The organism is Pseudomonas siliginis (genome assembly GCF_019145195.1).
Taxonomy (GTDB): domain Bacteria; phylum Pseudomonadota; class Gammaproteobacteria; order Pseudomonadales; family Pseudomonadaceae; genus Aquipseudomonas; species Aquipseudomonas siliginis.
The window spans coordinates 277,384-303,947 of the sequence record NZ_JAHSTW010000006.1 but is presented as its reverse complement, the minus strand read 5'-3'; the positions used below and the strand labels follow the sequence as shown (position 1 = coordinate 303,947).

The 26,564-nt window shown below is 61.7% G+C and carries 14 protein-coding genes; 8 read left to right on the top strand and 6 right to left on the bottom strand.

The window, feature by feature from the left end:
* Nucleotides 1–42: 42 nt before the first annotated feature.
* The gene (locus KVG87_RS14345) at nucleotides 43–3,996 is read right to left on the bottom strand and encodes a type III effector 1 (RefSeq protein WP_217851258.1); all 3,954 of its coding nucleotides are present in this window, start codon (nucleotides 3,994–3,996) and stop codon (nucleotides 43–45) included.
* A 194-nt stretch (nucleotides 3,997–4,190) separates the two neighbouring features.
* Between KVG87_RS14345 and prmA the strand changes: the two genes are divergently transcribed.
* The 8 genes from prmA to KVG87_RS14305 all read left to right on the top strand — a co-directional run bounded on the left by prmA (nucleotide 4,191) and on the right by KVG87_RS14305 (nucleotide 14,541).
* Nucleotides 4,191–5,069, top strand: coding sequence for a 50S ribosomal protein L11 methyltransferase (gene prmA / locus KVG87_RS14340; protein WP_217851255.1), 879 nt, complete (start codon nucleotides 4,191–4,193; stop codon nucleotides 5,067–5,069).
* 30 nt (nucleotides 5,070–5,099) lie between these two features.
* The gene (locus KVG87_RS14335; protein WP_217851252.1) at nucleotides 5,100–6,359 is read left to right on the top strand and encodes a DUF3426 domain-containing protein; all 1,260 of its coding nucleotides are present in this window, start codon (nucleotides 5,100–5,102) and stop codon (nucleotides 6,357–6,359) included.
* A 184-nt stretch (nucleotides 6,360–6,543) separates the two neighbouring features.
* Nucleotides 6,544–7,554 (top strand): tRNA dihydrouridine synthase DusB, encoded by a 1,011-nt coding sequence (dusB, locus tag KVG87_RS14330; protein ID WP_217851250.1) that lies wholly within the window; start codon nucleotides 6,544–6,546, stop codon nucleotides 7,552–7,554.
* Nucleotides 7,551–7,871 carry a DNA-binding transcriptional regulator Fis gene (fis, locus tag KVG87_RS14325; protein ID WP_002555375.1) on the top strand — a complete coding sequence of 107 codons (321 nt, stop codon included), beginning with the start codon at nucleotides 7,551–7,553 and terminating at the stop codon, nucleotides 7,869–7,871. Before dusB ends, fis begins: the two co-directional genes overlap by 4 nt.
* 83 nt (nucleotides 7,872–7,954) lie before the next feature.
* On the top strand, nucleotides 7,955–9,562 hold the full coding sequence (gene purH, locus KVG87_RS14320; protein WP_071174281.1) for a bifunctional phosphoribosylaminoimidazolecarboxamide formyltransferase/IMP cyclohydrolase: 1,608 nt from the start codon (nucleotides 7,955–7,957) through the stop codon (nucleotides 9,560–9,562).
* A gap of 147 nt (nucleotides 9,563–9,709) precedes the next feature.
* Nucleotides 9,710–11,005: a phosphoribosylamine--glycine ligase gene (purD, locus tag KVG87_RS14315; protein WP_041480674.1), complete on the top strand. Its 1,296-nt coding sequence runs from the start codon at nucleotides 9,710–9,712 to the stop codon at nucleotides 11,003–11,005.
* Nucleotides 11,006–11,104: 99 nt separating this feature from the next.
* Nucleotides 11,105–13,882 carry a hybrid sensor histidine kinase/response regulator gene (locus KVG87_RS14310; RefSeq protein ID WP_217851248.1) on the top strand — a complete coding sequence of 926 codons (2,778 nt, stop codon included), beginning with the start codon at nucleotides 11,105–11,107 and terminating at the stop codon, nucleotides 13,880–13,882.
* Nucleotides 13,883–13,944: 62 nt separating this feature from the next.
* A complete protein-coding gene (locus KVG87_RS14305) occupies nucleotides 13,945–14,541 on the top strand; it encodes a MarC family protein (RefSeq protein ID WP_016771870.1) in 597 nt (198 codons plus the stop codon).
* 78 nt (nucleotides 14,542–14,619) lie between these two features.
* Here the strand turns inward: KVG87_RS14305 and KVG87_RS14300 are convergent, their stop codons facing one another.
* From KVG87_RS14300 to cobG, 5 genes are all read right to left on the bottom strand, one after another.
* Nucleotides 14,620–21,573, bottom strand: a complete 6,954-nt coding sequence (locus KVG87_RS14300; RefSeq protein WP_367616683.1) for a TcdA/TcdB pore-forming domain-containing protein — start codon at nucleotides 21,571–21,573, stop codon at nucleotides 14,620–14,622.
* Nucleotides 21,574–22,094: 521 nt separating this feature from the next.
* Complete coding sequence (gene cobJ / locus KVG87_RS14295; protein ID WP_217851244.1) at nucleotides 22,095–23,795, bottom strand: precorrin-3B C(17)-methyltransferase; 1,701 nt, start codon at nucleotides 23,793–23,795, stop codon at nucleotides 22,095–22,097.
* Nucleotides 23,795–24,529: a precorrin-2 C(20)-methyltransferase gene (locus KVG87_RS14290; protein WP_437180900.1), complete on the bottom strand. Its 735-nt coding sequence runs from the start codon at nucleotides 24,527–24,529 to the stop codon at nucleotides 23,795–23,797. Before KVG87_RS14290 ends, cobJ begins: the two co-directional genes overlap by 1 nt.
* Nucleotides 24,526–25,152, bottom strand: a complete 627-nt coding sequence (locus KVG87_RS14285) for a precorrin-8X methylmutase (protein WP_217851242.1) — start codon at nucleotides 25,150–25,152, stop codon at nucleotides 24,526–24,528. Before KVG87_RS14285 ends, KVG87_RS14290 begins: the two co-directional genes overlap by 4 nt.
* The gene (cobG, locus tag KVG87_RS14280; RefSeq protein ID WP_225930882.1) at nucleotides 25,145–26,443 is read right to left on the bottom strand and encodes a precorrin-3B synthase; all 1,299 of its coding nucleotides are present in this window, start codon (nucleotides 26,441–26,443) and stop codon (nucleotides 25,145–25,147) included. Before cobG ends, KVG87_RS14285 begins: the two co-directional genes overlap by 8 nt.
* Nucleotides 26,444–26,564: the final 121 nt, after the last annotated feature.

The following is a 26,564-nucleotide window of genomic DNA, read 5'->3' as shown; positions in this document are numbered from 1 at the left end:
GATCCCTGCGGATCGGGTTTTTTTATGCCTGCAACAAACCCATCAGACCATCACTGTGGAGAACGCCTGCTGCTCGACCATTGTGGCAGATGCCCGCAGGCCAGCCTCATCGACCACCGCTCCTGCTGCGTTTTCATGTAACGGTTTGCGGGTGAACCGCCTCGTAAAGTTTCGGGCACGTATCGAGAGCCCGTCCGTGGCATAGCTCGATCTGGCGATAAGCGGGTTGTACAGCCTGCCAATCTGACCAGAGGAATGCTTGAACACTCGCGAGACTCCATTGTTCAGATTCAGCACCACGCCATAGCTGTTGCCCAGGCACGACGAGTATGACCAGTAATCCCAGGTCGGCTGCAGGCCCTGTTCGCGCAACACGCGCCTGACCGGACCGCCGATGTCAGCGCCCGCCGACAGCCAGTCGCCACCCACCAGCGTGGCGCGAATGTTCTGCGGTGTTCCCCCCAGACGCTCCAGCACCTGCGTGACACTTCGCTCGATCAAGGGGCGAATATTGTGATCAAAATGAATGACCGCCCCCACTCTTGTCGTCGGGTTATACAGCGAGGCGATGACGCAACTTTGCGCATTCAGGGAAAACAGGTAGTTATCTCGCGATCCCGGACGGAAATGCGCCACCACGGCTTCGCCCTGCAGCGCGCCGCGGTTCAGCACCGGCTCGACACCTCCAGGAAAAGCATCATTCAAATTATTCACGCGCCCAAGGTTGCGCACGTTGCCACCCGTGAGTCCGACCCTGGCGTGTGTCCACTTGCCGCCCGCACTAAGACGTATCGGTTGCTGATAGATGGCGCTCGGGCGACGAGCATCGACCAGGCTCAGCCCACCGAAATGCGGATTTTCCCTGACCAGGAAATACTTGCCTTTGTTGCGAATGTAATAGGCCGGTTGCGGCTGTGCAGCGCTGGGCGGGCTGCGCCAGGTGCCGAAAAAGACGCCTTCTTCGCTCACCCTTTGCAAACGTTCGGGCGTCTTGCTGACGGCCTGCCTGGCATGGAAGCGTACTTCGCGGATCGCCGGCAGCGCTTTCCTGCGTAGCGGAGCCACGGTATTCAGACGCTCTGACAACAACGAGACCGGCCTCATGGTGTGCTTCAGACTTCTGGCCGCACCGCCCAGCCACTTGATCGCACTGCCGGCGCCGACCATGGCAAACAGCGCCCCCCACGACGCCTCCAGCCAGTGGCCGAGAGCGCCATCGACGTCACCCTCCAGATGCGCCGCGACCGCCTGACCCGCGCTGACGGCAATCAACACAACGTCAAGCAGCAAGGCAAACGGAGGGAACACCATGCAAAACGGTGCAGCCGCAAACATCAGCCCCTTGACCACTTGGCGTTCGATCATTTGCGCGCGGCTGGTGGTGATGTCCTGCACATCCGTGACCGCGCGCTCGATGTACGCATTGAACTCGCTGCGCGCGTCAATCAAGCGCTGCGCTTCGTGCAGCGTATCGACGCGTTGTTTTTTTGCCGCAATCGCATACAGGGTGCGCGACACGATGCTGCGCGCAGCAACCGGCGTACGCGCCATCAAGTAGTCATGCAACGCGCCCGCGATGTCGCCGAACAGTGACTGATACGCACGCACGACAATGCCGTCGGGGGCATCAGGCGTGTACAGCCACCAGGACGGCTCGGGGTCGAACGAGGTCAGCACATACACCCCGAGCACGACGTGATGGCGCACGGTGAACCTGAACACGCCGTCACTTTCAACCATGCTCGCGCCCGGAAAATGCGTACCCGATGCTGGCACCTCGCTCAACAGAGAGACCTGACGGACCAGCGCTGAATACACCGCGTCGCTCAATCCCGCCTGACTTCTGGCCACGCGTAAATCCCGGTCCATCTTTGACAGCAGCACGTTGCGGTAGGCAAAACGACGCGGTTCGTAGGCAGCATCACGCGGGTCGAGATATTTGCCACGGATCTCGCTGGCGTATTTTTCACCCAGCCACGCCCGGCGCAGATACAGCGCCAGATCGGCGCTGCGCACCTGGCTCAGGTCCTGGCCAACCGACGATTGCACGCCTTTTTTCGGATGTTCGATGCCGGAGTTGTCATCGTAGCCGTGAATGGCCAGGTCGAGCAGCGTGGCCACCTGCTGCTTCCTGCGGTCGGCGATGCCAGGGTTGTAATCGATCAACACAGTGGCCGGATCGACCGGTTCCAGCACGTTCTTGCTGCGCATGTAGGGTGTGATCGCTGCGGCTACCGTGCGCCTGGCGAAATCGACAAAAACCTCGAAACCGCCCAGCAGCTCGTTGAAAACCTGCTGATGAACGATCAGTTCCTGATTCAGACTGCTGATGCGCCGGCGTGCCTCGAGCCCGAGCGTCGTGTACCAGCGCAGCGAGTTGTCCTGCTCGACCCGCTGCAGGTTGTTTGCCAGGGCCATTTTTGCAGCGGCTTCGACGCACTCGTCGAACGGCAAGGGCGTTCGTCGAAGGTCACTCTGCATGCCCCAGAGAGCGGGGCTGGCCGCAGCGGCCAACAGATAATCCCGTGCAGGGTGATGTGCCGTCGGCGAAAGCTGCTGCAACAAGTACTCGCGACCGGATTCGCTCTGCGTCCAGCTCCATACTTCGCCGGTCAACGCCGCGATCGAAGGCAACCGGACCCACTCCTGACCGTCCGGCTTGTTGGGCGCGTACAGCACCAGGTTATTCAACGTTTGCTCAGTCTCTGCCTGGTAGAACACCAGAAGATCGGCGCATTGCATGCCGTTGGGCAGCGTCAAAGCGGCCACTTGCAACGGTTTCATTGCCGCTTGCCCAGACCACATCTGCTCGAGACGCTCATGGTCGGAGTCCGACAGATGAGCTGCGCAGCGCGCGACGAATGCGCTCTGCTTGAGCCGTACGGTGAACCAGTCGATGAGTGCCTTTTGCACGTCGGTGCGCTGGTACTGCTCGGCGAGGGCTCGCAGGTAGTCCGCCGGATAATCCTGTTCCGCCAGCATGTCGGCAATGAATGCCGGTTTGAGTGACTGGTTGCGCAATGGCGCAGGACTGCTGATCTCCAGTACCGCTGCGAAGTCCTGACCGATCGGCCCGCATGCCAGCAGGTCACTGAGGCTGCGATTGTGGGTCGGCTCACCGACCGCCGAGCGCCATCTGAGCCGCACGTCGATCCGGTCTGGTTCAACCGCCATGTCGAGCTTGAGCTGAATGTATTCGATGGCCTGCCGGCGGGCAAAGTCGCGCAACGAGCCGTGGCCCTGCAGCAGGTCATCGAGAGCTGCCTGCGCCAGTGAGGTCTGCTCCTGATAATCGCGCAACAAGGTGCGATCCGGCTCCTTCAGCGCCTTCATCCATAACGGCAGTTGCGCAAAGGAATGCGCCTCGAGAATCTTTTTTTCTGCACCCGTTGCCAGGGCGGTCAATCGGTACCGCCGCGTGCTGCGGGCCTGAACCCGGTCGATTTTGCTGCGCAATTGATCCAGTGTCAGGCCCGCCAGTTGGTCACGGCGCAACAGCAACTCGATGTCCTTGATATAGCGCCGCAGCTTGCGTTTGATCAGGCGATCGAACAACGCCTCTCGCCCTTTTGTCGCCCAATGTTCTCGCAGGTATTTTTTGTACTGGTCGAGAAAGTGCAACGAAACGCTATCCACCGTCCGGATCACATGCTCATGACGGCTGGACGGTAAACCGGGGTCAGCGCCCCCCGGCCAGCGAAATGGCGCGTCCTGGAGCGCCAGGAACATGACTGGCCGGCCGTCGATCAGCTTTTGCAAAATGGCGTCAAGCAGGGCAACCACAAAGCCCGGGGCAAAATGGCCGTCCGGGTAATGCCTGCGCAGTTCAGTCAATGCGAAATGCTCCAGCGCCTCGAGCAACGTCATCTGGCTGTTCAAGCGCTTGTCGATCATCACCTGCCAGCGCGTGATGCGCAGGAGGATCTCCTGCACCGACCCCGTAGACGCAGTGGCTATCGGTGGTTTTTCTTCTACAGTCCCTTGTTGATCCGCCATGTCGTCCAGCCTTTTGTTACGTAGAGATGAGCGCTCACTCTATTTGCCGACAAAAGTGCTCAGGCCATACATATGTATATCGCGGCCACGAATGTGTAACAGCCAAGCGGTGTGTCCACTTTGCCGGCGACCTGGCGTAAACTGCGCGCTTTTGCAGCTTCGGGCTGCCCCACAGATTTTCAAAGGTGCCCGCCATGCCTTGGCTGCAAGTCCGTCTCGCCATCACCCCGGAACAAGCCGAAACCTACGAGGACGCATTCCTCGAAGTCGGCGCCGTGTCGGTGACTTTCATGGACGCCGAAGACCAGCCGATCTTCGAACCGGAACTCAACACCACGCCGCTGTGGTCGCACACCCACTTGCTGGCGCTGTTCGAAGGCGGTACCGAACCGGAACCGGTGCTGGCCCATCTGGAATTGCTGACCGGCAGCCCGTTGCCCGAGCACCACAGCGAAGTCATCGAAGACCAGGACTGGGAACGCAGCTGGATGGACGGCTTCGAGCCGATGCGTTTCGGCCAGCGCCTGTGGATCGTGCCGAGCTGGCACGCCGCACCCGAGCCTGACGCGGTCAATCTGCTGCTGGACCCGGGCCTGGCGTTTGGCACCGGCACCCACCCGACCACCGCGCTGTGCCTGGAATGGCTCGACGGCCAGGATCTGAAAGACTGCCACGTGCTCGACTTCGGCTGTGGCTCGGGGATTCTGGCGATTGCCGCCCTGCTGCTCGGCGCCAAGGAAGCCGTGGGCACCGACATCGACGTGCAGGCACTGGAAGCCTCGCGCGACAACGCTGGGCGCAACAACATTGCCGATGAGCTGTTCCCGCTGTACCTGCCCGAGGATCTGCCGCAGGTTCAGGCCGACGTGCTGGTGGCCAACATTCTCGCCGGCCCGCTGGTGTCGCTGGCGCCGCAACTGTCCAGCCTGGTCAAGAGCGGCGGGCGTCTGGCGCTGTCGGGCATCCTCGCCGAGCAGGGCGAAGAAGTAGCGGCAGCTTATGCGCAGGACTTCGAGCTCGACCCGATCGCCAATCGCGATGGCTGGGTGCGCATCACCGGGCGTCGGCGCTAAAATGACCGCTTGCCTGAACCGGATCGCCGCATGACCGACAGTTTCGTCACCCAATGCCCGCATTGCCAGACCAGTTTCCGCGTCAACCATGCTCAGTTGAGCGTGGCGCGCGGCGTGGTTCGTTGCGGCTCCTGCCTGCAAGTGTTCAATGCCGCCAAGCAGCTGCTCGAGCAACATTCTGGCAAGGACATGGTGACGCCGGTCGTACCAGCGCTGCCTGAAGCGTCCGCGCCTGTCAGCGATTCTGCGGTCGTCGAACAGATCCCCGCACCGCGCGCCATCAGCCAGAAGCAATGGAGCGCGTCGGAACTGGATCTGGACAGCCTCGATCTGGACGAAGAACTCGCCCGCCTCGAACAGCGCGAAATCCAGCCGGCCGCCGAATTCGGCCGTACCCGCGAAGAATCCTTGAGCGCACGGCGCGACAGCCCGGAACCGGACGAAGGCACATGGCCCGACAGCCTGTTCAGCGAGCCTGCGGATGAGCGCAGCGCAGCGCCGGATGTCGAGCCGGATATTGACGGCGTCGAAACCCTCGAACCCGAGCGCACCGAACCCTCGTTGACACTGGAGCCGGTGGACCTGGACGACGAGCCGCCGATTCCGCAATTGCGCCTGCATGACCCGATCGACCCCAACGCCCGCCGCGAACGCCTGTCGGCCAGCGACGATAACGATGACGACGATCTGCCATTGATCACTTCGCCGCGCAAAAAACGCGAACGGGCCGAGCCCGGCGTGCGCGCCGAGGTCCTGCAGGATCTGACCGACGACCCGCTGCAACTGGACTGGCAGCAACGCCGCTCGCCCTGGGGCCGGCGCCTGCTGTGGCTGGTGCTGGTGGTGTTGGCGGCCGGCGGCCTTGCCGCTCAGTACGTTGCCTATCACTTCGAGGAACTGGCGCGGCAGGATCAATACCGACCGTGGTTCCAGCAGATCTGCCCGCAGATCGGCTGCACCGTGCCGTCGAAAGTCGATATCGGCAAAATCAAGAGCAGCAACCTGGTGGTGCGCAGCCATCCCGAGTTCAGCGGGGCGCTGGTGGTCGATGCGATCATTTACAACCGGGCGACGTTTTCCCAGCCGTTCCCTTTGCTCGAACTGCGCTTCGCCGACCTCAACGGTCATCTGATCGCCAGTCGTCGCTTCAAACCCGGCGAGTATCTGAGCGGCGATCTCGAAGGCCTCGCGGAAATGCCGCCGCAGACGCCGATCCACATCGCCCTGGATATTCTCGATCCGGGGCCGAAAGCGGTGAATTACAGCCTGAACTTCCACTCACCGGAATGAACCGCTTCAGCGTTTCCGGATTGACGGCATTTTTCTGACTGATCGCAGCCGACCAAACCGTTGGCGATAACAGAATAACTGTTCAGATTTTGTTCAATTCAGCCTTTAACCAGTCATCGAGAGCGGGTATCATGCCCACCCTTTTTCGAACTCTCATGATCCGGCCCCACTTCAGGGAAGTCCTATGTCGGCGGTACGCATCGGCCCATATACATTGCAGAACGGTTTGATTCTCGCCCCGATGGCGGGCGTCACCGACCAGCCCTTTCGTCAGCTGTGCAAGCGTCTGGGCGCAGGGCTTGTAGTCTCGGAAATGGTCACCAGTGACATGAGCCTGTGGAATACCCGCAAGTCGCGCATGCGCATGATCCACGAAGGCGATCCCGAGCCGCGCTCGGTGCAGATTGCCGGTGGCGACGCGCAGATGCTGGCCGATGCGGCACGGGCCAACGTCGAGCTGGGCGCGCAGATTATCGATATCAACATGGGTTGCCCGGCCAAGAAGGTCTGCAACAAGGCCGCCGGCTCCGCGTTGCTGAAAGACGAAGCACTGGTGACCGAGATCCTGCAGGCCGTAGTGGCCGCGGTTGATGTGCCGGTCACCCTGAAGATCCGCACCGGTTGGGATCGCGAGAACAAGAACGGTCTGAACGTGGCGAAGATCGCCGAACAGGCCGGGATCACAGCGCTGGCCGTGCATGGCCGTACGCGCGCCGATCTGTACACAGGGGAAGCCGAGTACGACACGATTGCCGCGATCAAGCAGGCCGTGTCGATCCCGGTGTTTGCCAATGGCGATATCGATTCGCCGGAAAAGGCCCGATACGTGCTTGATGCGACCGGTGCCGATGGCCTGCTGATAGGCCGTGCCGCTCAAGGGCGGCCATGGATTTTTCGCGAGATCGATCATTTCCTGCGTACCGGCGAGAAATTGCCGGCGCCGGAACTGAGCGAAGTGGAACGCATCCTGCTGGAGCATCTGGCTGCCCTTCACGCCTTTTATGGTGACGTGATGGGCGTGCGCATTGCCCGCAAGCATGTGGGCTGGTATCTCGCAACCTTGCCGGGCGCCAAGGAGTTTCGCGCCCGTTTCAATCGTTTGGATGGTACGGAAACACAATGCGCCGACGTTCGGGAGTTCTTCGCCGAGCGTTACAAGAGCCTGACAGGGGACGAAGAAGGGGTGGCCGCATGACGATGATGACCGAGACTTTAGTGAGTGGAACAACACCCGTGAGCGACAACGTGAATTTGAAACAGCACCTCAACACGCCGAGCGAAGAAGGCCAGACCCTTCGCGGGAGTGTCGAGAAGGCGCTGCACAATTATTTCGCCCACCTTGAGGGCGCGTCCGTCACGGATGTGTACAACCTGGTGCTGTCCGAAGTCGAGGCGCCCCTGCTCGAAAGCGTGATGAACTACGTCAAGGGCAACCAGACCAAGGCCAGTGAGCTGCTGGGACTGAACCGCGGCACGCTGCGCAAGAAACTCAAGCAGTACGATCTGCTGTAAGCATTCAATCAAACCAGAAAGGCGCCCGCGTAAAAAACGGTCGCCTTTTTTGCTGACTTCCTTTGCTTTTGATGGAAATTGAGATGACCGACCAGACTACCCGCCTGCCGATCCGCCGCGCCTTGATCAGCGTTTCCGACAAGACCGGGATCCTCGAATTCGCCAAGGAGCTTGAAGCTCTGGGCGTCGAGATCCTCTCCACCGGCGGAACGTTCAAGCTGCTGCGCGACAACGGCGTTGCCGCAGTGGAAGTCGCGGACTACACCGGTTTCGCCGAGATGATGGACGGTCGGGTGAAAACCCTGCACCCGAAAATCCACGGCGGCATCCTCGGTCGTCGCGGTACTGACGACGCGATCATGAACGAGCACGGCATCAAGCCGATCGATCTGGTAGCGGTCAACCTGTACCCGTTCGAAGCGACCATCAACAAGCCAGGCTGCGACCTGCCGACCGCCATCGAGAACATCGATATCGGCGGGCCGACCATGGTCCGTTCGGCAGCGAAAAACCATAAAGACGTGGCCATCGTGGTGAATGCCAGCGATTACGCCAACGTCCTGGAAAACCTCAAGGCCGGCGGCCTGACCTACGCTCAGCGTTTTGACCTGATGCTCAAGGCCTTCGAACACACCGCCGCCTACGACGGCATGATCGCCAACTACATGGGCACCGTGAACCAGGCCGCTGAAACGTTGAGCACTGAAGGTCGCAGCGAATTCCCGCGCACCTTCAACAGCCAGTTCATCAAGGCTCAGGAAATGCGCTACGGCGAGAACCCGCACCAGAGCGCGGCGTTCTACGTGGAAGCCAAGCCTGCCGAAGTCGGCATCGCCACCGCCACCCAGTTGCAAGGCAAGGAACTGTCGTACAACAACGTCGCTGACACCGATGCCGCGCTGGAATGCGTGAAGAGCTTCGTCAAGCCAGCCTGCGTGATCGTCAAGCACGCCAACCCGTGCGGCGTGGCGGTCAGCCCGGACGCTGAAGGCGGCATCCGTCAGGCTTACGAACTGGCCTACGCCACCGACACCGAGTCGGCGTTCGGCGGCATCATCGCCTTCAACCGTGAACTGGATGCCGAGACCGCCAAAGCGATCGTCGAGCGCCAGTTCGTTGAAGTGATCATCGCCCCATCGGTCAGCGAAGAAGCCCGTGCCATTGTTGCCGCGAAAGCCAACGTACGCCTGCTGGCCTGCGGCGAGTGGTCGGCTGAGCGCGCCGCTGCCTGGGATTACAAGCGCGTCAACGGTGGCCTGCTGGTGCAGAGCCGCGATATCGGCATGATCAGCGCCGATGACCTGAAAGTGGTGACCAAACGCGCGCCGACCGAACAGGAAATCCACGATCTGATCTTCGCTTGGAAAGTCGCCAAGTACGTCAAATCCAACGCCATCGTCTATGCCAAGAACCGCCAGACCATCGGTGTCGGCGCCGGCCAGATGAGCCGCGTCAACTCGGCGCGTATCGCTGCGATCAAGGCTGAACACGCCGGTTTGCAGGTGGCCGGTTCGGTCATGGCGTCCGATGCATTCTTCCCGTTCCGCGACGGTCTGGACAATGCGGCCAAGGTCGGCATCACTGCGGTGATCCAGCCGGGCGGCTCGATGCGTGACAACGAAGTGATTGCTGCTGCTGATGAAGCCGGCATCGCAATGGTATTCACCGGCATGCGCCACTTCCGTCACTGATACACCGATTCAAATGTGGGAGCGAGCCTGCTCGCGAATGCAATCTGCCAGCGACGTTGACGTTGACTGACACACCGCTTTCGCGAGCAGGCTCGCTCCCACATAAAGCGCTCCAGCAGCGCCTGACAGATTTTTGAGGTTTTTGAAATGAATGTTTTGATCATTGGCAGCGGTGGCCGTGAACACGCTCTGGCCTGGAAAGTGGCTCAGGATCCGCGTGTGCAGAAGGTTTTCGTTGCACCGGGCAACGCTGGCACCGCCATTGAAGCCAAGTGCGAGAACGTCGCCATCGACGTGCTGGCCCTGGAGCAACTGGCTGACTTCGCGGAAAAGAACGTTTCCCTGACCATCGTCGGCCCGGAAGTGCCGCTGGTGGCTGGCGTGGTCGATCTGTTCCGCTCCCGTGGCCTGGACTGCTTCGGTCCGACCGCCGGTGCTGCGCAACTGGAAGGCTCGAAAGCGTTCACCAAGGATTTCCTCGCCCGCCACAAGATCCCGACCGCCGATTACCAGAATTTCACCGAGATCGAGCCGGCCCTGGCTTATCTGCGTGAAAAAGGCGCGCCGATCGTGATCAAGGCCGATGGCCTGGCTGCCGGCAAAGGCGTGATCGTCGCCATGACCCTGGCCGAAGCCGAAGACGCCGTGCGTGACATGCTCGCCGGCAACTCGTTTGGCGACGCCGGTTCACGCGTGGTGATCGAAGAATTCCTCGACGGCGAAGAAGCTTCGTTCATCGTCATGGTCGACGGCAAGAACGTGCTGCCGATGGCCACCAGCCAGGATCACAAACGCGTCGGCGACGGCGACAGCGGCCCGAACACTGGCGGCATGGGTGCTTACTCCCCTGCCCCGGTGGTCACCGCCGACGTGCATCAGCGCGTGATGGACCAAGTGATCTGGCCGACCGTGCGCGGCATGGCCGAGGAAGGCAACGTCTACACTGGTTTCCTTTATGCCGGTCTGATGATCGACAAGGCCGGCAATCCGAAGGTCATCGAGTTCAACTGCCGCTTCGGCGATCCGGAAACCCAACCGGTGATGCTGCGTCTGCAATCGAGCCTGGTGCTGCTGGTTGAAGCCGCATTGGCGCAAGCGCTGGACAAGATCGAAGCACAGTGGGATCCGCGTCCGAGCGTTGGCATCGTTCTGGCTGCAGGCGGCTACCCGGGCGACTACGCCAAAGGCGCAGCGATCAACGGTCTGGACGCAGCGTCAGGTCTGGAAGGCAAAGTCTTCCACGCCGGCACCGCGTTGAAGGACGGTCAGGTCGTTACTGCCGGTGGTCGTGTACTGTGTGCCACGGCCATGGGCGCCACCGTGGGTGAAGCTCAGCAGCAGGCCTACAAACTTGCCGCTGCCATCGACTGGGAAGGCTGCTTCTACCGCAAGGACATCGGCTACCGCGCCATTGCCCGTGAACGCGGCGAAACCCAGGAGTAAGCGATCCATCAGGCCCGGCGCGGGATGCCATTCCTCGCCGGGCTGTTCGGTCGTCGCGCATCGTTATATTCTGGCATCAACCTACGAAGGGATTTCGCCGTGCGCTGGCTCAGGATTGCCATAAGCTTCACCGTCACGCTGATGACCTTGCTCTGCATGCTCCCGGCCCAGGCCGCGCAAGGCAGTGGCTGGTCGGTATTGCTTGACGATCAGGGCATCCTGCAACTGAGCGACATCCGCTCCGCTCGCTACACCAATCAATTCAGTCCCATCGAGCTTGACCGCCTGACCGCGGCCGAACCCGAGGGCGCCCTGTGGCTGCGCTTCAAACTGGCGCCGGGCAAGCACGAACAAGTGCTGCGCATCTTTGCCCCCGACCTGTCCCAACTCAATCTCTACGTGCTCGACGGCGACCGGCTGATCGAGCAACGCAATACCGGCAACGAGCGGCCCCAGGCCGAGCATCCATTGCCAAGCAGCGATTTCATGCTGCCGCTGCCCCAGGCCGACAAGCCGCTGGACGTCTACGTGCGCATGGTCTCCGGCCATCAGCTACGCCCGCACATCACCCTGCAAGCGGCAATCGAAGGCGCAGCCGATCAGAAGCAAACGCTGATCTTCGGCCTGCTGTTCGGCTGCCTCGCCATGCTCCTGCTGCACAACCTGGTGCGCTACGCCTACTCGCGCTCGCGCAGCAGTCTGTGGCTGGCGATCTGTGAAGGGCTGCTCGGGCTGAGTCTGTTTCTGTTGCTCAACCTCGCCGGGCCGTGGCTGCCGAACTGGCATGCGATCCAGACGCCGGGCGCTTATCTGGCACTGCTGCTGACCGCCCCAGCCGGTTTGATGTTCGCCCTGCGCTTCTTTGCGCCACTGGGCCAGCATCCGCTGAACAAACTGCTGTGGGGCGACATTCTGTTGATCGTCACGTGCAGCCTGTTGCTGCTGTTCGTCAACACCTTGCCGCTGAACATCATCACCTACGCATTGGTCGCATTGGCCGGCCTGAGCATGTTGCTGGTGGGTTTCTATCACTGGCAGAAGGGCTATCGCCCGGCGCGTCTGTTCGTCGCCGCCATGATCGTGTTCAACATCGGCACCCTGGTTATCCTGCCGGCGCTACTGGGGCTGACCCTGGTCACGCCGCAAGGCCTGATCATGACGCTGATGGTGTTCATCTGCATCAGCGGTCTGCTGATGAGCGTCGCCTTGGGCGAGCGACAGCGCAGCATCACTGAAAGTCGTTTCAGCATCAGCCGCGACCTGGCGGCAAGCAACGCCGAAATCAACGCCAAAGCCGAATTCCTCGCCAAGATCAGCCACGAAATCCGCACACCGATGAACGGTGTACTGGGCATGACCGAGCTGCTGCTGGGCACGCCGCTGTCGGTCAAGCAACGCGATTACGTGCAGACCATCCACAGCGCCGGCAACGAACTGCTGACGCTGATCAACGAGATCCTCGACATCTCCAAGCTCGAATCCGGGCAGATCGAACTCGATGACGTGCAGTTCGACCTCAACGCGCTGATCGACGATTGCCTGAGCATCTACCGGGCCAAGGCCGAACAACAGAACGTCGAGCTGATCAGCTTCATCCAGCCGCAAGTGCCACGGGTGATCAGCGGCGATCCGACGCGCCTGCGCCAGACCTTGCTGAGCCTGCTGGAAAATGCCCTGAAGAAAACCGAAGAAGGCGAAGTGTTGATCGTCGTTGCACTGGATGAGCGCAGCAGCAAACCGCGCCTGCGCATTGCCGTGCAGGACAGTGGCGTGCCGATGGAGCCGGAAGAGCGCGAAGCACTGTTGCACGCCGAATTGCACAGCAAGCACTTCCTCTCGGCCAATCGCCTGGGCGGCAATCTCGGCCTGGTGATTGCGCGCCAACTGATCCGTCTGATGCAAGGCGAGTTCGGCATCAAGAGCGGCGCCACCCAAGGCAGCACTTTGTGGCTGACCTTGCCACTGGACCCGGATCGCCTCGAACATCCGACCTCCGATCTGGACAGCCCGCTGCAAGGCGCGCGGGTGCTGGTGGTCGACGATAACGACACCTGCCGCAAGGTACTGGTGCAGCAGTGCAGCGCCTGGGGCCTGAATGTCAGCGCCGTGCCGTCGGGCAAGGAAGCGTTGGCGCTGCTGCGCACCAAGGCGCACCTGCGCGATTACTTCGATGTGGTTCTGCTCGACCAGAACATGCCCGGCATGACCGGCATGCAACTGGCAGCGAAGATCAAGGAAGACCCGAGCCTGAACCACGACATTCTGCTGATCATGCTCACCGGCATCAGCAACGCGCCGAGCAAGATCATTGCGCGCAATTCGGGGATCAAACGAATACTGGCCAAACCGGTGGCCGGCTATACGCTCAAGACCACGCTGGCTGACGAGCTCAATCAACGCAACAAGGGCCAGGTCGCGTTCCAGCCGCAGGTCGTTACGGCGGCCACAGCGGCCAAAGTGCCCAGCGACTTCCGCATCCTCGTCGCCGAAGACAACACCATTTCGACCAAAGTGATCCGTGGCATGCTCGGCAAGCTCAACCTGCAACCGGACACCGCGAGCAATGGCGAAGAAGCGCTGCAAGCGATGAAGGCCCAGCGTTACGACCTGGTGCTGATGGATTGTGAAATGCCGATCCTCGATGGCTTCTCCGCCACTCAGCAACTGCGCGCCTGGGAAGTCAGCAATCAGCGCATCCGCACACCGGTTGTAGCCCTCACCGCGCACATTCTCGCCGAACACAAGGAGCGCGCCCGACAGGCCGGCATGGACGGGCACATGTCCAAACCGGTCGAGCTCTCCCAGTTGCGCGAGTTGATCGAACACTGGGTTGCCCAACGCGATCAGCAGAACCGGGCCACGACCCAGCCGTCGTAAACCGACAGAATCTGCGGTGCCTGATAGACTCCCCCCGACTCCATCGCCAGTGAGCTTGCATCATGCTCCATGTGTTGTTCAGCGTTTATCTGAAGATGCTGGTGCTCTACAGCCCGTTCTTCGTGTTGTCCTGCTTTATCAGCCTGACCCGTGGCTATTCGCGCAAGGAACAGCGGCGTCTGGCGTGGAAGGTCGCCCTCGCCACACTGATTTCCAGTGTGCTGCTGTATTTGTTCGGGCGGGTGATTTTCGATGTCTTCGGCATCACCGTAGACGCCTTCCGCATCGGTGCCGGCAGCGTGCTGTTCATTTCCGCGCTGGGCATGGCTCAGGGCAAACCGGCGGTGCAGGCCGACAATGTGCAGCAGGACGTGACCATCGTGCCGCTGACCATTCCGCTGACGGTCGGCCCCGGCACCATCGGCGCCTTGCTGGTGATGGGTGTCAGCCAGCCGCACTGGGACGACAAGCTCACTGCAATCATGAGTATCGCCCTGGCCAGCTTTACTGTCGGAGTGGTGCTGTATCTGTCCAATCGCATCGAGCGGATTCTCGGCGATCAGGGCTTGCAGATTGTCAGCCGCTTGATGGGATTGTTCGTTTGCGCGCTGGCAGCGCAAATCATCTTTACCGGAGTGAAGGGTTATCTGGTGCCTTGAGCATTGTCGCAGCGCAACCGCCACAACAAAACGCCGCGTACGGTCACCGTTCGCGGCGTTTTGCTGTGCGGAGCGACCTCAGCGCAGCGCTGCGATCACCGCTGTCAGGCTCACCGTGGCCTCTGCGCCGCGCACAGTGGCATAGGCTTGCAGCCCTTGAGCCAGCGTCAAGGTATGTGGCCGCCCGGCAACGGGCAGCATCAGTAGCAGTGGGCGTTGTCCGTCGAAATTGCGCACGATCAGACTGTGTCCGGAGTCCGGATCGGTCAGCACCACATCGTCATCGACCCGTGACATCCACCAATGCCCGCATTCGTCCAGATCCAGATCCAGCAGGCAAGGTTCCGCCGTTTCAGCATCCGAAGCCTGTCGTCCATCGACCACGATGCAGTCCAACCGCTGGAAGGACGCTTGCGCCAGCCGATAACCCGAGGTCTGCGCACCGGAAGCCAGCAGCAGCCTGGTGACGCCATCGGGCAACAATGTTTCGATCTCTGTGATGTCATCACCCACCTCAAGCACCATGACCTCGGCGTCGCGATGGGCATAACTGCCGGGCAGCCAGACGCCGTCGTTCGGGCCGGCGCTGAAAATCAGTTGGTCGACCGGGTCGAACAGCATCGGCTGCTTCGACCCGCGCGTACCGAGGAATGCCGACCACTGTCCGTCACTGCGACCGGCCAGATCGAACAGCCGGTCAAGTTGCGGCAGGTAATACAGATAGCGTCCGGTTGCACTTGCCACTTGTATGACAGGCGCGTGGGCATGCCCGTGCAACAATGCTCGCAGGCGTGCACGTAACTGTTGATCGCTCTGCCCCGGCACATGAGACCAGCGATTTTCCACGCCTACGATCATTGCCGGCTGGTTATCCAGCAATTGCAGATGCACCCCGTCGAGGGTCTGCGCCTCCAGCCCTTCGCCCTGGCGCCGCACCTCGCTAAAGGCCCATGACGTCCAGACTTTTTCCGCCTTGGCCAGCAACTGCGGCTTCACCAGACGATGCTCGGCTGAAAAAGCTCCCCGCAGTGCTTCGATCGCCATCAGCGGCTGGCGGTAAAGTTGTCCGGCGCTGACCTCAAGCAACCAGACAGCGCTTTGATCCGGGGTCAGACCGAGCAGCGCCAGCTCCCTGCCCTGACCGATATCGGCCACAGCGACTTTGCCATCGACACACCATGCCGTCAGGAAAGCCTGACCTGCCCCATCACGTAAACCGAAGACCGGCAACGGCAGCAACGCTGCGACCGTGGCCAGCGAATGCAATGCGCTCAACCAATCGGGATTTCGCTGCAGCCAACGCTGCCCGACACCGACGAACCGCAGAATCGAGGGTTTATCGGCCTGATCGAGCCATGCCTCATCGCTTCTGTGCGCAAGGGAAGGTACCCCGTACTGAAACACAATCATGTCGTCGATCGCTGCCGCTGCCGGCACGTCGACGATATCGACCTCGAACAGACGGCCGTCATCCTTGGTTGCAAGGTAGCGCTGGTCCGCCAGGTTGATTTCGACCACATCGTGTTCGATCACCACATTCTGCCAATGACCGACACGGGGTTCGATGCCGCGGCTGATCGTCCGCTCCTGCTGGCTATAGAACAGCACCGCGTTGTTTTCAGGGCTGGACGGCATCAGCATCAACAAGTCTTCGGGCCAGGACAGGTCGTGCCTGGCCTCAATGCACTTGCCCGTCGTCTTGTTCAGCCAAGCCCTGTCGCGCAACTGCGACCCGGCATAGCCCTCGACAACAATGAACGGAGCACAAGACCAATCACTGCTGCTGGCGGCCATGTCTGACGAGACGCCCTTGTCCGGGGCATCGGTTTGTCGAAGCGCTTCACGCGGCTCGAACCGATAGTCCTCGGCGGCAAAAGCAATCTGGCAAGCCGTCAGTTCCACATGCTGACCGGTGATCCGATACTCGATGGTGGTAGTGCCATGCAACGCTTCTGCCGTCAGCTTCTGCGCAATCCGCAGCGCTCCATCGGCTTGTTGTCGGCAGCCGATGATGGTCGATCCCATCCGCGGATTTTTCAGACGGTAGCGATGCTGGACAGTACCGGTCAGCACATCGACCCGCCATAGCGATGGATGATCGGGATGGTAGAACCACGCATGGCGGGCGCTGACGCCTGCCAGAACCACGCCCTCGTTGACCTCCTGCGGCAGGTTACGTGCGAACAGCACCCGATCCCGCGCAGTGTCGTAATAGCCGGTAGTCACCACTGGCCGGTTCGGCGAATCGAACGGCACTCTGAAGTTACGCAACGGCAAATAGGCTGCGGTCAGTTGTCCGCTTGCGACCTGAGCGCGCAAATAGCGCTGCACCGGCGCCGGGATGCCGCTGGCGGTCATGTTGGCGCTACGCAGTTGAGTCGCAGCGTTGTTTTCGTAGTCGAGGACAACGGCGATCAGATGCAGGCTGCGGCCCGTCCAGTCGATCCGGAACAGCCCCTCGGCGAGTTCGATGGCGCCATCGAAACGATTCAACACCAGGCCATCGACCAGCATGTCAGGTGCGCTGTCGATGCTGTCCCGTGGCTTTTCCCGAAAGCTGACCTGTTCCACCCGGGCCCAAGACGCTTGCACCGTCCACGTCACCCGTTCCCAGCCCTGCGCTTGCTCGAAATTCACCGCCAGCAGGCCCGGTACCAACCGAATGCGGTATTGCCCCTGCGGTGCGGTGATCCGGTAGGCAATCTTCTCGCGCCACTCTGGTGGCAGGTCCGGAACCACCAGTTGGCTGACCTCTACGCTCAACTGCACCTTGATCGTCGTGGCCATGAATACCGGATGCAGCTTGTAGAGGAGGTGTGGCGCAAACGGCGTGCTGAACAGGTAAAACACCCGGTTACCGAGCGCGTCATATTCCAGCTGATATGCCAGGCGGTCATGCAACTGCGGATAGCGGGTCGTGGAGAAAGGCGCAGTCCCGGCGCTGCCGAGCTGATATTCGTAGCCGTAGTAACAGATGGGTGAACAGGGCAGCACCAGCTCCTCGGGCAAGGTCCCCCAGACGCTGCCGACAGCAGGCCGTTGAAAGGCTATGGGGATATTGATCGCAGCATGCCGCCTGGCAGGATCATCGTCGTACTGCGGCAATTCCAGTGCACTGCCCTTCCAGGGGTAAAACTTCTGCCCTTCGAACGCCACCCTTCTGCTGTGCAGATCCAGCTCGGTAATCACGGCCAGAGCGGGGAACTGCAAGACCGCACCAACGCTTTCGTAAGACTGCTGATAAGCGTCGTGAATCTGCGAGAGGTGCTCGCCGATGGCCGCAGCCTTGTCCATTATCTGCCCGAGATTGCTGGCAATCGCGGTCACCCCGATACCCACGCCCAGTAGCGGCACGGATAGCGCTGCGGCGAACGCGCCCACCGTTCCGCCCGCCGCCAGGGCGACAATATCCAGACTCAGGGCCGCCGTGTTGAACGCCAGGGACGTGGAGAACCGCGCTCGCTGCTCATAATTCTCTGCCTGCGTCAGGTTGGAGATGTCGAAGCCGATATTGGCCACGGAAAATGCCACACCAACGCCCGTGGCGGCCTGTCCTGCCAGGCGTGCGGCGAATGAGCCCTGCTGCAACGCCCGCTCGGCCGCTGCTACCTGACGCACCAGCTGGACGATCTGCACAGCATCGCTGGCGACACCAAAGCCCAGCTGTGCATAACTGACGTACACCTGGATCTGCAGAGCAACGGTCAGCGCCGGCACGGTATCGCCAGCGCGGTAATCGCGCTGGCGCATTTCACTGATCAGCGTCTGGATCGCAAAGGCAAAACTCAGCCGGCTGCCCCCGTCGTGATCAGCCGTCTGCCCGGGCCTGGCCGCACCGCCCTGCACGACTCGTTCGACGTATTGCCTGAGTTTCTGAAAGCGCGAATCGCGGGTGATCACCGTCAGGGTGTTTTGCGCATTGCGCGGATCGATCAGGGTAATGCTGTGGCCGCCGTCGGCGTTGTTGCCGAGGGTATCGAGCAACGGCACGTAATCACGCGCCACCTTGTGCTCACGGCGCAAGCGCTCGGTCGCCTGCTCGAACTCGCTGGCCCAGTAGCGTGCGTCCAGTTGCGCCAGGCTGGTGCCCAGCCGAGCGTTTTCCCCAAGAGATCGGGTACGGGCCAGCGCTTGCTTTTGCCAGATCGAGGCTCCCTGCGGATCGGCCAGTGCAACGTTGTGCAGAAAACTGTCCACACGCAGATCCGATGACAGCCTGCGTTCGGCGATCGCCGCAGTGTCCAGCTCAGTGACGGTGAACTGCGCCGTGGCCATCTCACCCAGACCATAAAGCTTCGCCAGCGCGTTATCGTCCGCGCTCAGATAACGCTCTACGCCACGCTGCAACTGCGCACCATCGGCAAAACCATAGAGAGCAAAGTTGGGGTCGTAGAAGCGATAGGCCGCGTGCTCACCGGTTCGCACTTTGGCCAGCAGCAGGGCGTGGTCGCCAGTGTCGAGCAGCAGCACCGCAGGCACGGCGCTAGCGTCCAGCGCAGCCATGATGCCGTCCAGGCGTTGCACGCCGCGAACGCAGCCAACCTTGCCGGTGGGCAAGGCGCGCAGTTCGTCCAGCGCACTGCGCAACGCCCGCGAGCCAAGTTCGTCGGGACTCACGCTGGCGCTGGCGACATGCCCGACCAACGCCCGTTCCGCCGTCTCGCCGGCGGCAATGGCGGCGCCCATCAGCAGCGCCAGCGGATAACAGCGGCGCCCCGGGTCGCCTGCGTTGTGCTGCAACAGATCCTGCGGCAACTGCTTGACCGACACCGCGCCAGCCTTGAAAAAGGTGTCACGCACTTGTCCGCTGCGCTGCAGGATCTGCGTGCGAAACTCCTGCCGGGCGCTGCGCTTGATCTGGCCGATACGTTCGCCCCACTGGCGCAGCGTCAGCGGCTCGGACATGGCTTGAACCTTGAGCTCGCGGGTCGTCGATGTGGCCGTCGGCAGGTCGCGTTCCAGTCCGTTCTCGAACGCCGCCGAGCGGCGCTGGCGCACGGCTTTTTCAATCGCATCGTAGCGCGCAAAAGTGCCGTCGCGGTCGGTGGCGATGGCCAGGTCGCGCACCTGTTGCCAGGTATCGGCGAACCCGCCATCGTCCACGCTCGTCGCGCCGAAAATCCCCCCGAGCACGACTCGCATCGCGGGGCTCAGTTGTTCCAGCGGCAGCGTACCGTGGGCGATGCGGCTGAACAGTTCGTTGAGATGGCTGACGGAATCCGCGCCACGGGAACTCGGCACCACGACAGGCCCTTGCGCCAGCACCTGTTGGCGGGTGTCGAAGTCGATGACCACGGCTTGATCGAAGGTAACCTCCCCGCTCAGCTTGTCTCGCATCGCTCGAATGAACGGCTCGCCCAGATCATCCATCAAGCGCTGCAGCACCGCGGTCAACAGCACCTGTTTGCCTTCGACAACGGGCCAGCCGCGTTCGAAGGTCAGGCTTCGATCACTGAGCAGGTCGGACAAGCGTCCGGCATAACGGGATTTGAGCTTGCCCTCGGCCCAGCGGGCGTGTTCCATCTCCAGCCAGTCTTTTTCCGTGCCCCTGACGATCCAGCCGGAAATGGTCTCTTCTTCGGTATTGACGTTATAACCCTCGCGCAAACGCTGTTGCGCCAACACCTGACGAGTGAAAAACGGATCGCAATTGGCTTCGACGTATTCATGCAATCCGGCGAGGGCCGCGCCCGGGCCGGTGAGCGTTACCGTACCCCCCGCGTCATTACGAATGCCATCCTGGTAATAGGTGACAACCGCTTTGAGCAATTGGTAGGCATAAGCTTCATTCCAGCTGGTGAAGTTCGACCTGACCAACATCTCTTCAATGACTGTCGCCGCGACCGTGGTCAGGGTCTCACCGTCGGCCCATCCAGATGCCGAGTTGGCCATGCGCTTTTCAACTTCAGCGAGCACGTCGTAATTAAGCCGAATGACTTGCATGATCGACATCGTCATGCCGCTGCCCGGCTGGGCGATGAAATGAGCGTTCATTTCTTCATTGATTTGCAGCCCCATGCGAAAGCCGTTCTCGCCGGCCTCCACGGTTTGTGGCGGCACGAACAGTTCAAGCACGTCCGGTTTGCTGCGAGCAAAATCCTCGAGAAGTTGTTTATGTTGTTCTAAAAGACTGTCGGTCCTGTCGGGGTAATGCTGCGGATCGCGCCCCGGCATCAACTGCGGATTGTTGTTCAACAGAAGTTGCAGAACTGCGATTTTCTGCGTCTGGCTGTAATCGCTGATATCGACACCGCCCAACTTGTCGAGCAATGGCGGCAGATAATCCATGTCGGTATAACGCCCGCCCTCACGAAGTTCGGCCTGCAAACGCACCACATCGCTCGCCGCAGCGAAGTTGCCGCGCATCGACACTTCGCGGCGGTAGACGTCCGCCAGCAAGTCATCGGCAAAGGCGTGAGTGACATCGCGCAATTGCAGATCCGGACCCACCATCGCCAGATGGCTGTCGAGGCAGCGCTGACGAAAATCCTGCAGCGTCGCGCGGTCCTTGCCATAAGCACGCACCATCAGATCGATGCGCGCTTCATCGGTCCGCCCCTTCCACCTCGGCTGGCTGAGGTAGTCGAACATCTGCTGTTTCAACACCCGTGCGCGGTCTTCAATCATCGTCGCCAGTTGCGCGGCATGGTTGAGCTGTGAGCCACCGGTCGTCATGACATCAGCCCTGGCACTGTCGAGGATGACCCGGTTCATCTCGAAAGCCAGCAACGCATCGCTGTCGTACCAAAGGTTGAAGCGGTAACCCTCCGCCGCCATCACCTGGCGCCAGATATTCATGTAATCGCGCTGATTGACCCCGACTTCGCTTCCGCCAACCCAGACGAAATGGATGACTTTCGGCACCGGCCGGGTCAGCCCCGACAACATTTCCACAGTCGTCGAAAGCCGTGCCAGATAACTTTGCAGCCCGCGCGCAATGTCATCGACAGCCACCGGAACAGGGGTTTTCTTGCGTTTCAACAGCGCTGCAAGTTGCTCTTGAAACAAGCTCGCCAGGCTCAGCAACGACACCGGGTCCGTCGTTTGACCGGCTTGCTGGTAACAGTCGTTCAGCGCTTGATATTGGGGGGTAGCAGAAAGCTCCCGCAATGCTTTTGAGAGTACGGAATACTCTTGCGCAGATATGAACGCTCGCCCGAACGAATAATCGTTTTTCAAAGCCATTACACACTCCTTGTTTATTAAATGGCTCGTTGACCGCGCGCACTTTCGCGCCGCTGCAGAGCGGTAGATTGATTTGAACGACACTCGACAAGTGCTATGAACACAGCACCCTAGTGGGCGAATACGCGCCACACAAACAACAAGGAATACAAAGCTTGTCCCCGGCAATATCTGATAACACCGGAGCACTACGCTGTAACGGCAGCGAAATAATTAGCGGACCGGCGCGACCGATGGGCATAAAAAATGGCCCTGCCCTGTGGGGCATGACCATTGTTTATTGCTGGTGGAAAACAATTGAAACTTCAATCGGACTTACAACCGCTCAAACTTTCCCAAGGCTGAAAATTGAATGAGCGGAAGTTTTTTCAGGACAGCGGTTTTTCACCATACCAACGCGGCGTGTAAACCCACTCACCGCCTCCGGCACGGGCGAAGGTGCAGGTGGTCGAAGAACCGATCAGCACCATGGTGCGCATGTCCACCTGTTCCGGTGTCAATGCGCCCAGGGTCGTGGTGCGCAGCGTCTGCCCCGGCCGGCCGATGTCCCGACCGAGCACCACCGGTGTTTCAGGCGAGCGGTGCTGCGCAACGATCTCCAGTGCGCGGCCCAGTTGCCACGGGCGCGCCCGGGAAATCGGGTTGTAGAACGCCAGGGCCAGATCCGCTTCGGCGGCCAGATCCAGACGTTTCTCGATGATCGCCCAGGGCTTGAGGTTGTCCGACAGTGACATCACGCAGAAGTCGTGGCCCAGCGGCGCACCGGCCTGAGCCGCAGTGGCAAGCGAGGCGGAGACGCCGGGGAGGATTTCCAGATCAACGCTGTGCCACTCCGGATCGTCCGATTCGTGCAGGGCTTCGAGCACCGCAGCGGCCATGGCGAATACGCCCGGGTCGCCCGAGGAAACCACGATCACCGAGCGGCCTGCGGCGGCGAGCCTGAAGGCATGGCGGGCACGCTGCATTTCTTCACGATTGTCGGTGCAGTGCTGCACCTGATCGTCGCGGAACGGGCCGGCCATGCGCACGTAGGTCTCATAGCCCAGCACATCGGTGGCGCGGGCCAGTTCGGCTTTCACCGCTGGCACCATCAGTTCAGCGGCGCCGGGGCCAAGACCAATGACCGCGAGGCGACCACGCGGACGGCCGATCTGCGCGACGTCCAGCGGTTGCTCGGCAATCGCGATCGCCAGATGTTCTGCGCTGATCACCTTCGCCGCAGGCACTGCAACCCGGGCCAACGTCTGAAGATCGCTTTGTGCTGCCACGAAGCGCAGTGGCACGCCCAACTCGAGCGCAGCCTCGCGCAAAGTCGATGAGGCCATTTCAGCCTCTGCTGCCACCAGACACGCCAGTGCCGGCACGGCGACGCTGGCCTGTTGCAACGCAGCGCGAATGGCGTTCGGCAGATCTGCCACGTCAGCGCTCACTGCCACCGCCACACTGCGCGGGTAAATCAGCAATTCATCGGCGCTGGCCACCCGCTGCACACTGCTCACATGAATCGACCGCTGCGCCTGCGGATCCTGCGGCAACTGCGCCTGATCCAGCCATGGCGCCGCGCCTTCGATGCGCACGCTGTGCCCGGCGAGCAGATCGGAAACGAAGCGTTTGCCCGATTCCAGATCCGCCAGCGCATAGCCGCTCGGTGGATTGAGCAGGCAGGTGCCAAAGCGCAATTCGCCGCTGGTGGTGATCGCCGGCGCCACTTGCAGCGCCGCCGCGATCTCCCGGGCCATGACGTTGACCCCGCCGAGGCCGCCGAGCAGTGGCACCACCGCGCTGCCGTCTTCGGCCACCGCCAGCACCGCCGGTTCGGCGCCTTTCTCCAGCAACAGCGGCGCCAAGGTGCGAATGACAATGCCGGCCGCGCACAGGGCAATGATCGGCGTGTCCTGTTGATACAACGCGCGCAGGGTCGCGCCGAATTCCTGATAGCTGCTGTCGGCGCCTTCAACCCGTCCGGCAAGGCCATGGATTTGCGCCGCCGGGTAGACCTGCTGAATGCGCCGCGCCGTCGCGAGGCTGCCCTGGCCGAGAATGACGATGGCGGGAGTCGCTTGGCTCATCAACCTTGCCACCGTTCGCCCGGGACGATGATCAGCGAGAAGTACGGCGAGGACATCGGCTCGACCTGATCCATCGGCACGATCTTCTGATTGGCCATGGTCGCGCGCTCGACATACAACGCACGCTCGGCGAGGCCGAGTTCTTCCAGCACCTGACGGACCTTGGGAAAGTTGCGCCCCAGTTTCATGATCACCGCCGCATCGGCATCGGCCAGACGCCGTCTCAGTTCTTCGTGGGGCAGCACGCCGGAAAGCACCGACAGGCTCTGATTGCGATACACCAGCGGCGCGCCGAGCACCGAAGCGCCGCCGAGCATCGAGCACACCCCGGGCACGACTTCGGCCTCGTAACGGCTGGCGAGACGATCATGCAAATACATGTAGGAGCCGTAGAAGAACGGGTCGCCTTCGCAGATCACCGCCACGTCGCGGCCGGCATCCAGATGCTCGGCGACCGCCACAGCGGCTTCGTCGTAGAAATCGCTGATCACCTGCTCATACGACAGCGGCGCCGGCAACGCCTCGGTGGTCACCGGGTACACCAGTGGCAGCAGATTCTGCGCCTCGACCAGATGCGCCTCGATGATCCCGAACGCATTGCCCTTCTTGCCCTTGGCCACGAAATACGCGACCACCGGCGATCCGCGCAGCAGGCGCAAGGCTTTGACGGTGATCAGTTCCGGATCACCGGGGCCGACACCGAGGCCGATCAGACGTCCTTTGGCCTGCATCATTCAATCTCCGTGGCGAGGGCATTGACGGCGGCGGCAGCCATGGCACTGCCGCCCAGCCGGCCTTGCATGATCACGAACGGCACGCCGCGACTGTCGGCGGCCAGCGCCGCTTTCGATTCGGCAGCGCCGACAAAACCCACGGGGAAGCCGAGGATCAGTGCCGGTTTTGGCGCGCCGGCGTCGAGCATTTCCAGCAAATAGAACAGCGCGGTCGGTGCGTTGCCGATCACCACCACACTGCCTTCGAGGTGCGGGCGCCACAGCTCCAGCGCGGCGGCCGAGCGGGTGTTGCCCAACTCGCGGGCGAGCTCCGGCACGCTGTCGTCGCGCAAAGTGCAGATCACTTTGTTATTGGCTGGCAGGCGCGTGCGGGTCACGCCTTCGGAGACCATCCGCGCGTCGCAGAGAATCGGCGCACCGGCCGCCAGAGCATCGCGCCCGGCCTTGCCCGCGCCCTCGGAGAATTGCAGACCGTCGACGGCCTCGACCATGCCGCAGGCGTGGATCACTCGCACCGCAAGTTTTTCCAGATCGGCGGGAATGCGCGCCAGATTGGCCTCGCGGCGAATGATCGCGAAGGAGTTGCGATAGATCTCCTGACCGTCGCGGATGTAATCAAGCATCAAGGGGGCTCCGGGAGCGGGCGTCGAGCAGGGTCGCGGCCGCTTCAATAGTAAGATTGCAGGCGTGCAGCGTGCCGAATCCGGGCTGTGCTGCATCGCGAAAATAGAGGTCGTAATGACCGGGAGCAACGGCCAGCAGCGTGGCTGGCGCGCAGTGGGCGGCGGCGCAGGAGCGCGAGCAACCCGACAGGTGCACGCTGAGACCTGCGGGCAGCAAAGGTGCCAGTTGCCGGGCATCCTGTTTAGTGTCGGCAAGGCCTTTGCCGCAGCCATCGGCGCCGGTGCAGGCGATCAGTCGAGCCAGTGGTTCGGCCTCGGTCGTCAACAGGCCCAACGCCCGTAACTGCTCAAGTACGTTGTCGGTATCAGTGGCCTTCACGTTCGGCAGCAGCAGGCTCTGCCACGGCGTGAAGCGCAGAGTGCCATCGCCAAATTGACGGGCCAGTTGTGCCGCGCCACGCAGCATCGCCGGATCAAGTCGGCCCAGTGGCGGCACCGCGCCGACGTAGCAGCGACCTTGCGTGATTTGCTGATGAGCGCCGATGTGCAGCGCGTCTGCCGACGTCGGGCGCTGCCAATTGCTGATCGCCTTGAGCGATACGCGCTCCCGCAAGGCTTCAAGAAAGGCGAGCCTGGGCAACTCGTCGAGCAGATGGCGCATCCGTGTTTGCTCTGGCCGGGCCAGGTCGAGGAACAACTCCAGCGCGGCGACCACCAGTGCGTGAGCATTGTCCAGGCTCACAGCGCCGAGCGGGCGATCGGTCGGGCAACCGGCCAGACCGAATGCCCAGAGGATTTCGCCGTCACGCTCGAATGCCGACAGCCACAGATCATGCGGATGTTCGAGCATCACCAGCGCTTCGCCACCATCGAGTTGCACGGCGAACTTGGCGCTCAACTCATGGAAACGTGGATGGCATTGCAGCGTGTCGAGGATTTGCCCGGCGAGCGGGCGTGTATCGATACGCATCTGCCGATCGATTCCGGCGGCCGGGCTGAGCATCAGATTGCGCACATCGTCGCCGGCGGCGTTCTTCGGCCCAAGGCCGGCGGCCAGCAAGCGCGCGATCAGCGCTGCGGATTGCGCACCGATGCCGCGAATCTGCAGGTTGCCGCGATTGGTCGCTTCGATCGCACCGCTCGCAAACGCTTCGGCGGCAGCGGCCACCGCATCGGCCTGATCGGCATTGATCGAACCGCCATCAAGCTTGATCCGACAGATACCGCCGTCCAGTGCCTGGACGATACGCAGCAACCCCGGGCAGGCCGAGGGGCGTAAGGCAGTGGACATCGGGCGTTCGTTCAAGGGGCTGACCGGTTGTGTGGCAGAAGTGTTTCGCGGGCGAAGGCGCAGTATTATGCCTGCTTTGCCCACCGGTATGAAAAGTCTGCCCTCTGTCTCGACCGGTGGG